This is a genomic window from Rhizobium sp. rho-13.1 (assembly GCF_007000305.1).
Taxonomy (GTDB): Bacteria; Pseudomonadota; Alphaproteobacteria; order Rhizobiales; family Rhizobiaceae; genus Rhizobium; species Rhizobium rhododendri.
The window spans coordinates 70,227-86,003 of sequence record NZ_SCFL01000016.1 but is presented as its reverse complement, the minus strand read 5'-3'; the positions used below and the strand labels follow the sequence as shown (position 1 = coordinate 86,003).

11 protein-coding genes and 1 pseudogene are annotated in these 15,777 nt (G+C 60.5%); 6 read left to right on the top strand and 6 right to left on the bottom strand.

Translation table 11 applies throughout. The features are described 5' to 3' along the window. Positions 1-925 (bottom strand): ACR3 family arsenite efflux transporter (gene arsB / locus EQW76_RS24300; RefSeq protein ID WP_143123318.1); only part of this gene is annotated, 925 nt, incomplete at its 3' end. Positions 926-1,013: 88 nt separating this feature from the next. Next, on the bottom strand, positions 1,014-1,364 hold the full coding sequence (locus EQW76_RS24295; RefSeq protein WP_142828916.1) for a metalloregulator ArsR/SmtB family transcription factor: 351 nt from the start codon (positions 1,362-1,364) through the stop codon (positions 1,014-1,016). Positions 1,365-1,550: 186 nt separating this feature from the next. Here EQW76_RS24295 and EQW76_RS24290 point away from each other — a divergent pair, with 186 nt between their 5' ends. The 3 genes from EQW76_RS24290 (at position 1,551) to EQW76_RS24280 (ending at position 3,766) form a co-directional block, all read left to right on the top strand. Beyond that, positions 1,551-2,507 (top strand): MYG1 family protein, encoded by a 957-nt coding sequence (locus EQW76_RS24290; protein ID WP_142828918.1) that lies wholly within the window; start codon positions 1,551-1,553, stop codon positions 2,505-2,507. Between the two features lie 108 nt (positions 2,508-2,615). Further along, positions 2,616-3,098 carry a transcription elongation factor GreA gene (gene greA, locus EQW76_RS24285; protein ID WP_142828920.1) on the top strand — a complete coding sequence of 161 codons (483 nt, stop codon included), beginning with the start codon at positions 2,616-2,618 and terminating at the stop codon, positions 3,096-3,098. Positions 3,099-3,193: 95 nt separating this feature from the next. Further along, a complete protein-coding gene (locus EQW76_RS24280; protein ID WP_142828922.1) occupies positions 3,194-3,766 on the top strand; it encodes a pyridoxamine 5'-phosphate oxidase family protein in 573 nt (190 codons plus the stop codon). A 58-nt stretch (positions 3,767-3,824) separates the two neighbouring features. On the opposite strand, the gene EQW76_RS24275 is transcribed toward EQW76_RS24280, so the two are convergent. Then, positions 3,825-6,293, bottom strand: coding sequence for a penicillin-binding protein 1A (locus EQW76_RS24275; protein WP_142828924.1), 2,469 nt, complete (start codon positions 6,291-6,293; stop codon positions 3,825-3,827). A gap of 246 nt (positions 6,294-6,539) precedes the next feature. Continuing rightward, positions 6,540-7,751 carry an N-acetylmuramoyl-L-alanine amidase gene (locus tag EQW76_RS24270; RefSeq protein WP_142829062.1) on the bottom strand — a complete coding sequence of 404 codons (1,212 nt, stop codon included), beginning with the start codon at positions 7,749-7,751 and terminating at the stop codon, positions 6,540-6,542. Positions 7,752-8,459: 708 nt separating this feature from the next. Here EQW76_RS24270 and EQW76_RS24260 point away from each other — a divergent pair. Next, a complete protein-coding gene (locus EQW76_RS24260; RefSeq protein ID WP_142828926.1) occupies positions 8,460-11,420 on the top strand; it encodes an Rne/Rng family ribonuclease in 2,961 nt (986 codons plus the stop codon). A gap of 135 nt (positions 11,421-11,555) precedes the next feature. Here the strand turns inward: EQW76_RS24260 and EQW76_RS24255 are convergent. Together EQW76_RS24255 and EQW76_RS24250 are read right to left on the bottom strand one after the other, a co-directional pair. Further along, positions 11,556-12,328 (bottom strand): annotated as a pseudogene (locus tag EQW76_RS24255) (phosphotransferase). 467 nt (positions 12,329-12,795) lie between these two features. Next, positions 12,796-13,953: an aminotransferase class I/II-fold pyridoxal phosphate-dependent enzyme gene (locus EQW76_RS24250; RefSeq protein ID WP_142828928.1), complete on the bottom strand. Its 1,158-nt coding sequence runs from the start codon at positions 13,951-13,953 to the stop codon at positions 12,796-12,798. A gap of 209 nt (positions 13,954-14,162) precedes the next feature. On the opposite strand from EQW76_RS24250, the gene EQW76_RS24245 reads away from it, so the two are divergent. Both EQW76_RS24245 and accB read left to right on the top strand, forming a co-directional pair. After that, on the top strand, positions 14,163-14,930 hold the full coding sequence (locus EQW76_RS24245) for a DsbA family protein (RefSeq protein WP_142828930.1): 768 nt from the start codon (positions 14,163-14,165) through the stop codon (positions 14,928-14,930). A 374-nt stretch (positions 14,931-15,304) separates the two neighbouring features. Then, a complete protein-coding gene (accB, locus tag EQW76_RS24240; RefSeq protein ID WP_142828932.1) occupies positions 15,305-15,772 on the top strand; it encodes an acetyl-CoA carboxylase biotin carboxyl carrier protein in 468 nt (155 codons plus the stop codon). The last annotated feature ends 5 nt before the right edge of the window (positions 15,773-15,777 follow it).

The window sequence follows — 15,777 nt, the reverse complement described above, 5'->3', positions numbered from 1 at the left end:
CCGCGCCCGACTGGAACCCGAACAGGCTGATCGCAGCGGCCACCGCAAGTTCGAAGAAATTGCTGGCGCCGATCAGCGCCGACGGGCCGGCCACGCAATGCTGCTCTCCCGAGATGCGGTTCAGGATATAAGCCAGGCCGGAATTGAAATAGACCTGGATCAGGATCGGCACCGCCAGCAGGGCTATGATCGTAGGCTGGGCGATGATCTGCTCGCCCTGAAAGCCGAAGAGCAACACGAGCGTCGCCAGAAGAGCGACCAGCGACAGCGGCTGGAGCTTCGCCATCAAGGTTTCAAAGACAGCCGTCCGGCCGCTGGAAAGGAAACTGCGGCGCAGTATCTGGGCGATTGCAACAGGGATGAGGATATAGAGCGCCACCGATATCATCAGCGTGTCCCACGGTACCGTAATCGCCGATAATCCGAGGAGCAGTCCGACGATAGGCGCGAAGGCGACGATCATGATGGCATCGTTGAGAGCGACCTGAGACAGCGTGAAGTGAGGTTCGCCCTTGGTCAGATTGGACCAGACGAAGACCATTGCAGTGCATGGGGCAGCCGCCAGTATGATGAGGCCTGCGATGTAGGAATCGATCTGGGTTGCAGGCAAAAACGGGCGGAAAAGCCAGCCGATGAAAAGCCATCCCAGCAGCGCCATCGAAAACGGCTTCACAGCCCAGTTGATGAACAGGGTGACCCCGATCCCACGCCAGTACCTGCCGACCTTGGACAGCGAGCCGAAGTCGATCTTGAGAAGCATGGGAATAATCATCAGCCAGATGAGGATGGCGACGGGGATATTAACCTTTGCAATCTCAGCCGCGCCGACGGCATGGAAGATGCCGGGCATCAGATGGCCGAGGGCGATGCCAACGATGATGCATAGGAAAACCCAAACAGTGAGGTAGCGCTCGAAATTTGACATCATCGGGCGATTTCACGGGAAGGAATGGATCGTTTTGCAGCCGGCAGCGAAAACTCTATTGCATCGAGCAGCTTCACTATAACGTCGCTCATGTCGGGTTTTCCTGTCCACAGCGCGGAATCAGTCTGGACACCAGGGGCGCGCAAAGGGCGGGATCTCCGCCGCAGCAGTCCTTGATCATGAAAAGGGTCAGGCGCTCGAAGCCTTCCAGATCCGCGCGGTAAATGATCGATCGGCTGCGGCGCTCGCTCCTCACCAGGCCTGCGCGAGACAGCGTCGCCAAATGCGCCGACATGGTGTTCTGCGGGATGTCCAGCATCCGCGCCAGTTCGCCAGCAGGCACTCCGTGCGGCTCGTGGCTTACGAGCAGGCGGAATGTCGCGAGCCGCGTCGACTGGGCCAAGGCTGCAAAAGCCAGAATCGCATTGTCATTTTCCATATATCCAGAATAACGGATATGTCGATGTCGTCAAGTCGAAGCCGCTCCCCGGGATCGGAGGCGATGCCGTTCCTCGCAACCGATCGCGCCCTATTCGCAATTTCACGGGGTTGAGATCGCCGGCGGCATTGGTTATCTGGTGCGTTCAACAGGCTGGCATTCCGCCAGGCACGGGGCACATACGGCATGAATCCAGATTTTCTCGTCACCCATTCCGGTGGCTTTCATGCCGACGAGCTTCTGTCGAGCGTCATCCTCACCAAATTGTACCCCGCCGCGCGAATCGTCCGCAGCCGGTCACCAGAGTGGATCAAGCCGAATCCGGATCGGATCATTTACGATGTCGGCGGCAGCTATGACGCGGACCAGCAGATCTTCGATCACCACCAGCGCGGCGCGCCCCTGCGCGACGATGGGCAGCCGTATAGCTCGTTCGGGCTGGTCTGGAAGCATTACGGTCGCGACTACCTCGCCGCGTCGGCTATTGCAGACGCGGACATCGACCCTATCCATGCTTCCTTCGACAGCAGCTTCGTCCTGCCGATCGACCTCATGGACAATGGCGCTCTTAGTCCAACGGGGCCGCTGGCCGGGCTGACTCTGCCGGCGCTGCTGGAAACGTTGAAACCGGTGTTCGACGAGACAGACCCTGAAGCCGACGATCGTTGTTTTCACGCCGCTCTAGCAATCGCCCGCAGCTTCGTCGAGGCACGGATTGCCCGCAGCGCCGCAAAATTGCGTGCGGAGGCATTGGTCCACAAGGCTATCGTCGATGCCGGGGATGGACGTATTCTCGAACTGCCGATGGGCATGCCGTTCCGCCCGGCTATCGTCAAGGCCGGGGCCGATCAGCTGCTGTTCGTGGTTCACCCGCGCGACAAGGACTGGTGCGTGACCGGCATTCGCCGCGCTGCAGAAGGCTTCGAACTGAGAGCCGACCTGCCCGCTGCATGGGCGGGGCTCACCAATGGCGAACTGGAGGCGGCGTCCGGTGTCGAAGGCGCCAGCTTCTGCCACAATGGCCGCTTTATCGCTGCAGCGAGGACGCGGGAGGCTGCCCTTGCCATGGCGGCACTCGCCGTCGATGAGGCCGTCGCCATCGGCCTGAAACCGGCAATCGACACGGAAACCGCCACCGCCTAACGCCGCAATACACGAAGATTGGCGCCTTTGCGTGGAACAGCGTATCGTGGAGGTCGTTGTCTTCCGCGCACAACCTTGTCCGCGCAAAGTCTGAAATGGAGTTCGAGATTGGCCGTTGCCTTCACCAAGGAAGAGAGTTTCGAGACGGCATCCGAGACCCTGTTGCCGGATCGTCCGATTTCCACGCACCCGAACCTTGTGACTGAAGCTGGCCTCAAGGCGCTCGAACTGCAGATGCAGCAGGCGCGCGCCGCCTATGAGGTGGCAAGCAAGATCGACGAGGTCAACGAGCGGCGTCGGCAGACAGCCATCCCGCTGCGCGATACGCGCTATCTTGCGGCCAGGCTTCGGACGGCACAGGTGATCCCTGCCCCGGAAAACGCCGATACCGTCGGTTTTGGCAATACCGTCACTTTCAGCCGCGACGATGGCCGGGTGCAGACATACCGAATCGTTGGCGAGGACGAGGCGGACCCAAAGGCCGGGTCGATATCCTTCGTCTCTCCTGTCGCGCGCCTTCTGCTCGGCAAGGCTGTCGGCGACGTCGTCGTCATTGGAGATGGCGAACTCGAGATCAAGGCGATTTCATAGACTGAGCCAGACCTCGGGCGTGAAACCGGCCATGGTCATGAATTCTTCGCAAAACATCGTCTTGGCATGCTGGAATTAGAACCCTAAAGTTCGGCATGGCCAAATTTTTCGAAACGCTAGAACCCCATCACCATCGCTTCATTGAAGCGCAGCACATGTTTTTCACGGCGACGGCCGCTCCAACGGGCCACGTCAACATGTCGCCGCGCAGCACAGACCTGTTCCGCATTCTCGGCAACAATGCCGCGATGTATCTCGATCGCAGCGGCAGCGGCAACGAGACTGCCGCCCATCTGAGAATAAACGACCGACTGACGATGATGTTCTGCTCCGTCGAGGGACCGCCGCTCATCCTCAGGCTCTACGGCAAGGGACGCGTCATTCACCGCAATAGCGACGAATTTGCCAAGCTTCTGCAGGAAAAATACGAAAACACGGCGCCGCTTGGGGCTCGCCAGATGGTGTGGCTCGATTTCGATATCGTTCAGACATCCTGCGGCTACGGCGTTCCACTGTTTGAATACCGGGAAGAGCGCACCCAGATGGACGCCTGGGCAAAAGCCAAGGGCGTGGATGGGATCGAGGACTACTGGCGTGAAAAGAACCAGGTCAGTCTCGACGGTTTTCCGACCGGTCTGTTCGACACGCCGGCAGCCGCCAAGTCGTAGTGGCGATATATCGGAGCCGGCCTCGCCAGCCATTTCCGCTTAATCCAGCAATTTCCGCTTAATAAAGTCCGCCGCTGCCTGATGTCACGGCCTGGTTGGCCTGCGGTGATGTCTTCAGGATTTCTTCCGGCGCCAGTTGCACCTCGCCACCGGCATTGCCGGCGCCGATGACGGTGTAGGAGGTCGCAGGTCCGGTGCCGGGCTTGAATGCCTCGACGATCGAATCGGGATCGCCGGGCTGGGCGGCCATGCCGGTCTTTCGATCGACGGATGCCATGGTCATTCCGGTCGGCACGACGAATTTCTCAGGCGGCTCGCCCTTGGTGGCAGCCTGCATGAAGTCGTTGAAGATCGGGGCCGCCAAAGAGGCGCCCTGCACGCCGCGACCGAGATCGGTCGGCGTGTCGTAGCCGACATACAGACCAGCCACGAGGTTCGGGGTGTAGCCGACGAACCAAGCATCCTTCTGGTCGTTGGTCGTCCCAGTCTTTCCGGCAACTTCGGTGTTGAGCTTGATCTTGCCAGCAGCGGTGCCGCGGATGATGACGCCCTGCAGCATCGACGTCACCTGATAGGCGGTCATCGGGTCGAGAACCTGTTCGCGGTTATCGACAACCGTCGGCTCCTGCTGGTTCTGCCAGTCCGTGGCATTGCAGCCGTCGCAGACGCGCTCCTCATGCTTGAAGATGGTCTTGCCGTAACGATCCTGGATGCGGTCGATCAGCGTCGGCTTGATCTGCTTGCCGCCGTTGGCAATGACCGAATAGGCCGAGACCATGCGCAGCACAGTCGTTTCGCCAGCGCCGAGCGACATGGCAAGCACAGGCGCCATCTTGTCATAGATGCCGAACCGTTCGGCATATTCGGCAACGAGGTTCATGCCCATGTCGTTTGCCAGTCGCACTGTCATCAGGTTGCGCGAGTGCTCGATGCCGAAGCGGAGCGTGTGGGCGCCGCCGCCCTCGCCTTCATAGTTTTCCGGCCGCCAGACCGTACCGTTCGACAGCTGGATTTCAATTGGATCGTCGAGCGCGACCGAGGCCGGCGTATAGCCGTTGTCCATGGCAGCAGCGTAGACGAACGGCTTGAAGGACGAGCCGGGCTGGCGCATGGCCTGGGTGGCGCGGTTGAACTGCGACTGACCGTAGGAGAAGCCGCCGACCATGGCGAGAACGCGACCGGTATGCGGGTCCATCGCCACCAGGCCGCCCTGTACCTTCGGCGGCTGGCGAAGGCGGTAGCCGGCGGAATCAGCCAGTTTCTCGACATAGATGACGTCGCCGGGCGAGAGGACGCCGGCCGGTGTTTTCGCCGTCTTGCCATTGGCTTCGGCGGAACGATACGCCCAGCGCATATCGGCGGCTGCAATCGAGGCGCGCTTGCGCTCTGTCGACAGCTTGCCGGATGGATCGACATCCGGCTGCAGGCCGATATCGACACCATCGCTCGAGACCGCCAACACGACGGCAATCTTCCATTCGGGAACATCCGACAAGGCAGGTATTTTTGAGAGCTCGATGCCCCAGTCTGTCGCTGTCGAGATCTGCTTCAGCGGACCGTGATAACCGCGACGCTCGTCATAACCGACCAGACCGTCCTGCAGCGCCTTGCGTGCCTCGATCTGCAACTGCGGATCGAGCGAGGTGCGGACTGAAAGACCGCCTTCATAGAGCTGCTTGTCGCCATACTTATCGATGATCTGCCGGCGTACTTCTTCGGAGAAGAAGTCGGCGGCGACGACCGTGCCGCCGGATCTGCGGGTTACGACGCCGAGCGGCTGCTTCTTCGCATCCTCGCCGTCGGCCTGGCTGACATAGCCATTCTCGACCATGCGGTCGATGACCCAGTTGCGGCGGGCGATGGCGGCGTCGGCATGACGGAAAGGATTGTAGTTGGCAGGACCTTTCGGCAGCGACGCCATATAAGCGGTCTCGGCAATCGTCAGGTCCGTTACCGGCTTGTCGAAATAGGTCAGCGACGCAGAGGCGATGCCATAGGCGTTGAGGCCGAAGTAGATCTCGTTGAGATAGAGTTCGAGGATCTTGTCTTTGCTGTAGGCCTGCTCGATGCGGAAGGACAGGATCGCTTCCTTCAGCTTGCGGTCGAAGGTCTGGTCGGCCGACAGCAGGAAGTTCTTGGCCACCTGCTGGGTAATCGTCGAGGCGCCCACCGGACGACGACCGGAACCGAAATTCTGCAGGTTTACGAGTACGGCGCGGCCAAGACCGGTGATGTCGACGCCAGCGTGGTTGTAGAAATTCTTGTCTTCCGCGGAGAGGAAGGCGGCTTTAACGCGATCGGGAATAGCCTGAATAGGCAGGAAGAGCCGGCGTTCGCGGGCATATTCGGCCATCAGCGCGCCGTTGCCGGCATGGATGCGGGTGGTCACCGGCGGCGCATAGTTGGCCAGCACTTCGTAATTCGGCAGATCCTTGGAGACGACGCCCAGATAGACGGCGGCAGCCGCAGCAGCGCCGACGAAGACGATGCAGGCCAAGCCAAAGAAATATCCAATAAGTCTGACCATATCGTCGCTACCAGTGTGTGTAGAAAAATTCGGCGCACGGGCAAAATATCCGCATACCCGGGCGTCTTGCACGCGCGAAGCCTATTAGCAAGAGATCAGAGGCGACAAAAGCCCTTTGCTCCGCCTCCTCCACCATAGTTCCGTTCGACGGCGGCAATGTGAGCGAAATAGGGCTCTGTCGCCTCATTCTCCAGTCGACGGCGGACCTTCTGGCCGGCCTGTGGCAGACAAGCCACTATATCCCAGTCAACCGCCGTTTGCGACCGTCACTGCCCTGTATTGCCGAACTGCCTCGGTCAGCCGGTCCACCAGCTTGCCCCTCCACTCTTCGTCGAGCAGCAGCTTTTCGTCTTCCTTGTTGGACAGGAAGCCGAGTTCGACCAGGATGGAGGGCACGTCGGGCGCCGTCAGCACCTGGAAGCCGGCATACCGGTGGGGATTGTTGATCATCGCGATCTGGCCCTTGAATGAATTCAGGACATCCTGCGCGAGCGATACGGAGAAGGCCTGCGTCTCGCGTCGGGTAAGGTCAGTCAGGATGTCGGCCACGCCCGGCGGCGGCGCCTTGACCTCGCTGCCAGCCAGCTTGTCGGAAGAATTTTCACGGTCCGCGACGTCTGCGGCCAGCCGATCCGACGCCTTGTCGGATATGGTGTAGACTGTCGAACCGCGAATATCCTTCTGCTTCAACGTGTCGGCGTGCAGCGATATGAACAGGGCGGCGTGGTTCTGGCGGGCGATCGTCACGCGCTGCGACAGCGAGAGGTAGGAATCGCTGTCCCGGGTGAGGAAGGCCTTGATGCCGGGTTGGGCGTTCAACTTTTCCGTCAGCGCCTTGGCGAAGGCGAGCGTAATCTGCTTTTCGGGTGTCAGGCCGTCGCTCGCCATGGCACCGGCATCGATGCCACCGTGGCCGGCATCCACCGCAATCAGGAAATCGTTCGGCTTGACGTTTTCGACGGGGACCACCGGGCCGACATCGGCGGCGGTATCCTCGTCGGTCCATGTCTGCTTGCGCACGAGTTCGGCGTACTGTTCCGGCGGCACCATCTCGGCGTCGAGCACCAGACGGTATCCCCTGCCGGTTTCGTTCGACTGCACCCGCGCGACCACCAGTTTAACCGGTTTGATGGCAGTCAGAACGATGCGGGCACTGTCCTTGTCCATCGTCCCGTATCGGATATCCTTAAAAAGCCCGCGGGCATCGAGATCCTTGGCCGGAAAACCGAAGGCTGTTGCAGGCAGGTCGACAACGACGCGTGGCGGATCGGCAAGGTAATGCACGGCAACGGACGGCTCGCGGTCGAGTTCGATGACCACGCGTGTGCGGGCGTCGTCGCCAGCAATGCGGGCACCATAGGCGAGGATGGGATCGGCGGAGGCAGCGGTGACCGGCGATGCGGCTGATGGCACAGTAGCCGGAGCGGCCCGAGCTGTCGCGATCGTTGTAAGCAGCATGACGCCGAGCGCCGCCAGAATTCTGCCGCCTTGCCTTGCGCTCACCAGATACACCCCGCCATGCTTCAGTTCCTTAAATCGATCGACACGCCCATCCGGCAGCACTATGAACCACGCGGGAGAAGACGCCGAAAACAGCTGATTGCAGCCCTCGTCCAGCGTCAAACCGGGCTCCGAATCGTACAATGATCGCCAGCTATGGGTTCATCCGAGGAATCCATCATTATTATGGCACACTTGGCTTTGTCCTTGCTATTGTGACGGTTAGATCATACAACGAACAATAGGGTAGAAGTGTTGACGGGATAGAGTCGCCGCAAAGGCAGCCGCCCAAATCTATGGCGCCACAACCGGCCATCGTCCGCCGTCTGAGTGCTTCCATCCTGATACTGGATCCCGAATTTCCGGCTTCGTGCAGGAATTTCATCGGTGGAAAAGCCACCAAACGCCCTTCAAGAAGGGCAAATTCATCGGACCCAACTGGGTCTAGGGCATTGTCGATCTCGCTTGGTTACGGATGTTGTCGCAGCAGCTTTTTTCTAAAGTGTACAGGCCCCGGGTTCTCCCGGCTGTTGTCTGGCTGTTGCGCAATCGCAGAGACCCATCGCGACTATCATTATCCGGCGCCGCAGTGGCGGAGTGCATCCAGCCTGTCTTAACGACAGTCCGGTCATATCCCCAGGGGCTGCGCCGAGGAGCACAGCTTTCATGGCAGACAAAATGCTTATCGACGCGTCTCACGAGGAAGAGACGCGCGTTGTCGTGGTTCGAGGGAACCGCATAGAAGAATTCGACTTCGAGTCAGAGCACAAGAAGCAAATTCGCGGCAACATCTACCTGGCCAAAGTCACCCGCGTCGAGCCGTCCCTGCAGGCTGCATTCGTCGATTACGGCGGCAACCGGCACGGCTTCCTGGCCTTTGCCGAAATCCACCCCGATTACTACCAGATCCCGCTTGCCGACCGCCAAGCGCTGCTGCGCGCCGAGGCTGAAGAGCATCGCCGCGACAACGACGTCGAACACGTCGAGACCGCCTTCGATCTGGCCGAGCAGGAGCAGCCAGATGTCGGCATCGTCGCTGCGCCGGAGCCTGTCGCTCCCGTTGCCGAAGATGCCGTGGTTGCACAGGAACCCGTCGCTGCAGAAGCCGGCGCCGCTGCTGCTGAGCCGGCACCTGTCGAGGTTTCCGCCGAGCCGGTTGCCGATGCCGAGCCTGTAAGCGCTGAAGCGCCAGCTGCAGAAGCTGAAGCCGAAACGCCTGTGAAGAAGGTGGCAAAGCCACGCCGCAGCCGCGCCAAGAAGGTCGTCGCCGAAGATGCGACGCCATCCGACGTCGAGGCCGCATCCTCCGAGAGCGACGAAGGTTCGTCCGGCTCGATGGCTGCCATGGTCGAAACCGACGAGGTTTCGGAAGACGTTCGTCCGTCCAGCCGTCGCAACAACGACGACGACGATGATGACGACCACGAAGAAGAGATCATCGAATCCGTTGGCGCCGAAGATGCCATGGAAGAGGTTCCCGAGCGCGCCGCGCGCCGTCCGCGCAAGCAGTACCGCATCCAGGAAGTCATCAAGCGCCGGCAGATCCTGCTGGTGCAGGTGGCCAAGGAAGAACGTGGCAACAAGGGTGCAGCACTCACCACCTATCTGTCGCTCGCCGGCCGTTACTCGGTGCTCATGCCAAACACCGCACGCGGTGGCGGCATCTCGCGCAAGATCACCAACCCGCAGGATCGCAAGCGCCTGAAGGAAATCGCCCGGATGCTCGAAGTGCCTTTGGGCATGGGCGTCATCCTGCGCACGGCTGGTGCCAACCGTACCAAGGTCGAAGTCAAGCGCGACTTCGAATATCTGATGCGCCTTTGGGAGAACGTCCGGACGCTCACCCTCGCCTCCACTGCGCCGACGCTGGTCTATGAAGAAGGCTCGTTGATCAAGCGCTCGATCCGCGATCTCTACAACAAGGACATTTCGGAAGTCATCGTCGCCGGTGAAGAAGGCTATCGTGAAGCCAAAGACTTCATGAAGATGCTGATGCCGAGCCACGCAAAGGTGGTTCAGCCTTACCGTGATATCCACCCGATCTTCTCGCGCTCCGGAATCGAGGCGCAGCTTGACCGCATGTTGCAGCCGCAGGTGACGCTGAAGTCCGGCGGCTACCTGATCCTCAACCAGACCGAAGCGCTGGTAGCGATCGACGTCAACTCGGGCCGCTCTACCCGCGAGCACTCGATCGAAGAAACTGCGCTGCAGACAAACCTGGAAGCGGCCGAGGAAGTCGCCCGCCAGTTGCGCCTGCGCGACCTTGCCGGCCTGATCGTCATCGACTTCATCGACATGGAAGAAAAGCGCAACAACCGCGCTGTCGAGAAGAAGCTGAAGGAATGCCTGAAGGACGACCGCGCCCGCATCCAGGTCGGTCGCATCTCGCATTTCGGCCTTCTCGAAATGTCGCGCCAGCGTATTCGCGCTTCCGTGCTGGAATCGACCACGCAGGTCTGCTCGCATTGCGGCGGCACCGGATTGGTGCGCTCGCAGTCGTCGGTTGCCCTGCATGTGCTGCGAGGCATCGAGGAATACCTGCTGAAGAACACGACGCACGACATCACCGTGCGCTGCACGCCGGAAACGGCGCTTTACCTGCTTAACCACAAGCGGGCGACGATCATCGATTATGAAAACCGGTTCGGGGTGTCGATCATTATCGACAGCGACCCGAGCGTCGGTGCGCAGCACTTTGCCATCGATCGCGGCGAAGCCGTCGAGAACCCGGTAAAGATCGAAACGCTGTTCAACTTCGCGGCCGTCGAGGAAGATGAGGACGACGACGTTCCCGTCGAGATCGACGAGGACGAAGAAGAAGAGATCGAGGAAAAGGCCGCTCCTGTCGAACAGGCCGTGGCCCGCTCCGAGGGCGACCCGAACCGCAAGCGCAAGCGTCGCCGCAGACGTCGGGGCAAGAACGGCGGAGCCGACGGCCAGGTCATGCAGGATGCCGACGGCAATGACATTGTTGGCGACGACAGTGACGACGCAGATGGCGACGACGAGGACGACAGCGACGACGGCAAGGCCGCAGTTGAGGGTGAAGACGAAGTCTCGGCACTGTCGAGCGACGAGCAGGGCAAGCGCAAGCGTCGCCGTCGTGGCAAGCGTGGCGGTCGCCGCAATCGCGACGAGAACGGCAACCTGATCGCCGACGGCGAAGGCACGGACAGCGAAGAAGCAACGTCTGCCGACGAAGGCGACGAGACCGCCGCAACCAGCGCGCCGACCGAAGCCCCTGCTCTCGAGCAGCCTGCCTCGATCGAGGCCGAAGTTGCAACAGAGGAACAAGTCAAGCCGAAGGGCCGCAGCCGTCGCAAACCGAAGGCCGAAGCTGCCGAGGCACCTGCAACTGAAGCCGTTGCCGAGCCTGCAGTTGCCGCCGAACCTGTGGTGTCTCAGCCCGTGGCTATCGAGCCAGAGGCTCCGGTTGCCACAGCTTCCAGCGCCCAGCCTGCAGAATCCCCGGCGACAGAAGCCGAGAAGCCGGCCCGCGCCAACCGCCAGTCCAACCTCGCCTCCTCCGAGCCTGCGGTCAAATCGACCCAGGCCACGGACAAGGCAACCGACGGCGACGGCAAGCCGAAAAAAGCCGGCTGGTGGCAACGCCGCGGCTTCTTCTGAAAGATTTTCGGAGGCCAATGAATAAAATCCGGCTGCAGCGATGCAGCCGGATTTTTTTATGGTGTGTTTGGTTGGGATTTGGACCGAAGTAGCGGCAGACGGACTATTTCTACTTCTGCTAACTGGCCAGCGCGCTTAACGGGTCAAGGCTGAGATCAATGGATCCGCCTGCCTCTGGATGTGAACAATATCCCGCAGATATACATCTGTATGTCCAGCTTCAACGTTCTGCACAAATATCTCGTCGCCAGCCTCAGCGCTTGCGCGAATGAAGTTTACCAGCGCCGTCAGGCGTCTGCATATGACTTCCGGAAGCTGAACTCTCTCTTCATGTGTCGCACCATAAGCATCGCAGAAAATTGTCGCTCGCTGAAACTGTTCTTCGAGTTCAAATACCACGCCGTGATTGGATGGATCGGACAGTGGCGCCCATCGGTAAACTGCATACGCCAAGTCCCATAGAGCGGGTCCCGGATGTGCAGTATCAAAATCTATGATTCCTGTCGCAATTCCGTCGATGGCAGTCACGTTGTAGGGCGCGAAGTCACCGTGACACACGATCTCCTCCGGCTCTTGCGCCTGCAGAAACCACGTCTGCACCGCGCGATCCGTTTCAAGAAACCCTCTGATGCGCGATGGAAGTACCGGAGAAGCTTCCCTGCCGAAGCCAACATCTGCTCTGAACCGACATCCTGATCACCAAGATGCTCACATACGCGCCCGTCCACGTAACTCACCACCTCATACGTCCCATCGATTGCTAAGGGCGTTGGTGCGCTCATGAAGCCTTTGGATTGCAGATGCCGCAAAAACCTATGAACAGTCGGGGTCCATGATCCAGCCGGCCGGCGGACCGTCTTTCCCTCCCGCCAGATCTTCCCGGCTCTCCCACCATGTAAAGCCTCCAACTTTCACTCCTTTACCGTGACTGTTCGTGCTGACAGTTGCTCACACACAAGTAACGCACGCCCGACAAACTTCTCGAGGAAATTTGAAAGCTACATCGCGAGTTGCCACATAAGTATTCGGAAGCTTAGACCCATGGGTTGCCCTGGACGACCCCGGTCGCTTGTTTTTGCTTTGTCACGATGGCTTGCATCGCTCGAGCAAACGCCGATGGCAAAGACACGGTATCGATTTTTAGCGCTGCAGTCTGATCTCCCCCCTTGTGGGGGAGATGTCACCGGAGGTGACAGAGGGGGGTGGCGCGACAAATCTGGGGGTGTTGGTATCCAGCCCCCTCTGTCGGCCGAGCCGACATCTCCCCCACAAGGGGGAGATCACGCCGGGGCTGACATGGTTCTTGCCTCATACTTCGAATCAACCGCTTGCCTGATAGATTCCGCGGATGCTGCCAAGCCTCTGAAAAATAATCCTATTTCAACCAATCTGCGAGCCGTTCGACGGCTTCCTCGATCTCTCTGTTCGAGCCCGCATAGGAAAACCGCAGCGCCCGAAAACCTTCCAGCGGATCGAAATCCAGGCCGGGGGTGGCGGCGACGTTGATCTCGGCAAGCATCTTGCGCGCAAAGCCCATGCTGTCGTTGGTGAAGCGGCTGACGTCAACATAGGCGTAGAAGGCGCCGTCCATGGGCGAGGCTATGGAAAAGCCGATCTCTGGCAGGCGGCTGGCGAGCAGGTCGCGGTTTCGGGCGTAGCTCGCCTTGTAGACGTCTAGTTCGGCGCCCGCACCCAGTGCTGCGGTGGCTGCGATCTGCGACAGTTCCGGCGCCGAGATGTAGAGGCTTTGGGCGACACGCTCGATCGGCCGCACCAGGCGCTCCGGCAGCACCATCCAGCCAACCCGCCAGCCGGTCATGCAGTAATATTTCGAGAACGAGTTGATGACGATGGCGTCATTGGTGATTTCGAGTGCGCTGGTCTCTTCTCCGACGAATGTCAGACCGTGGTAGATCTCATCAGAAATGAAGGCGATGGCGTTGTCAGCACAGTAAGCGGCCAGCGCCTCCAGCCCTTCCCGGCTGGTGACGGTTCCTGTCGGGTTGGCGGGGCTGGCAAGCAGCACGCCCTTCAGCCGCTTGCCGCTTTCGACCTGTGCCGCCTTGAGGCTCTCGGGCGTCAGCGTAAACGCTGTCTCGGCGCTGACCGGTACCTCGATGACCTGAAGGCCGAGGGCAGACAGGATGTTGCGATAGGCGGGATAGCCGGGCCGTGCGATGGCGACGTAATCGCCGGGATCGAACAGAGCGAGGAAGGCCAGATTGAAGCCGGCCGACGAACCTGTGGTGATGGCGATGCGCGCGGGGTCGATGGAAAGGTCGTGGTGGGACTTGTAGTGGCCGGATATCGCCTGCTTCAGGGCAGCCATGCCGAGCGCGTCGGTATAGCCGATGCGGCCGTGCTCCAGCGCGCTGCGGGCGGCCTCCAGCGCTGCCTTCGGCGTCGGGTGCGATGGCTGGCCGACGGCCATGGAAATGACGGGATGGCCGGCCTGACGACGCCGCGTCGCCTCGGCCAGGACGTCCATGGCGTGAAACGGCTCGACGTCGCTGCGCTTGGATAGGGAAAACAAATTCGGCACCTTCTCGACTGTTTGCGTGGCCAGACAATTGCCGCAAAGCTTGCGTGTTCACAATGGCGCGATTGTGCGGCACTGATGAAATTAGCTGTTTGACCTTTTACCGCAGCATCTTACCTTGCCGCTTTGTGTCAGCAGATGTTAACCACGCGGTGATAGCTGAACCCGAACACCCTGCCCAGTTACCAGATGACGAGGATTTTATGGCCCTGCTTTCGAAAACCCTGATGAGCCTTTCGGCGGTTGCCCTGTTCTCGTCGCTTGCCTTCTCCCAGCCGGCGCTGGCGATGGACGAGGCGCAGAAGAAGGAGATGGGCGACTTCATCAAGGAATACCTCGTCAGCCATCCGGAAGTCATGCTGGATGTGCAGGCGGCGCTCGAAAAGAAGCAGGAAGAGCAGCGCCTCAGCCAGTCGAACAAGGCGATTTCCGATAACAAGGACGAAATCTTCAACAGCAAGTCCGATGTCAACATCGGCAATGACAAGGGCGATGTCACCATCGTCGAGTTCTTCGACTATAATTGCGGCTACTGCCGCCACGCGCTTGCCGACACCGACGCGCTGCTAAAGGCCGACAAGAACATTCGCTATGTCCTCAAGGAATTCCCGATTCTCGGGCCGGATTCGGTGGCAGCCTCGCGCGTTTCCGATGCTTTCCGCCGTCTGGCACCGGCAAAATATGCCGAATTCAGCCATACGCTGCTCTCCAGCGAGGGTCGCGCCACCGAGGACAGCGCCATCGAGGTCGCCGGCACGCTGGGCGTCAAGGAAGATGCGCTGCGCAAGGAGATGGCCGCCAACCCGAACACCGACAGCGTCAAGGCCACATACCAGCTGGCGACGGACCTCGGCGTTACCGGTACGCCGGCCTATGTCATCGGCAACGAGGCTGTCTCCGGCGCCATCGGCCTCGATGCACTGAAGGAAAAGGTCGCCAGCGTGCGGGCCTGCGGCAAGACCAGCTGCTGATCGGCTGGTCTACGTACCCATCCCCCATCATATTGCCGCAATCGCCCCCTGTTAGATGTGGACAAGGGCTGGCTGCCGCAGCAGCGCGTGCGTCCCGTGCCTTGGGGGCTTTCCTCCGGAGGCGCGGGAGTCTATAGGTTGCCCTGGACTTTGACGGAACCGATGATGACGCACACCATTCTTCTCCTCAACGGCCCGGCGCTCCCAGCGTCAGTCGTGCCTGAGCCAGACGCTGGCGACAGCGGGATCCCGATGCTACGGGAAGCGGCTCACGAAGGAAGCGGTGCGCGGCGGCGGCCCGCCTAGCAGACGACAGAGGCGCATCGCGCCAAACCAAATTGACGCAATAACAAGAATGACACAGGGCAAATTCCATGGCTGACAACAAACCGGGTATCGACGAGGCACTGATCCGCAATCTCGCAAACATCCTCAACGAGACCGATCTGACCGAGATCGAGGTCGAACAGGACGATCTGCGCATCCGCGTTTCCCGCGCCGGCACGACGCAGTATGTCCAGGCACCGATGATGACAGCGCCGCAGCAGCAGATGGCAGCACCTGCCGCAGCCGTTGCCACCGCTCCGGCAGCCCCTGCGCGCAACCCCGACAACGTCGTTCTGGCGCCGATGGTCGGTACGGTCTACATGGCGTCCGCTCCCGGCGCCCGCGCCTTCATCGAAGTCGGCGCCATGGTCAAGGAAGGCCAGACGCTGCTGATCATCGAAGCCATGAAGACGATGAACCAGATCCCTGCGCCGAAGTCCGGCAAGGTGACAGAAATCCTCATCGAAGACGGGCGGCCGGTCGAATATGGCGAAGCTCTCGTCATCATCGAGTAGTAGGC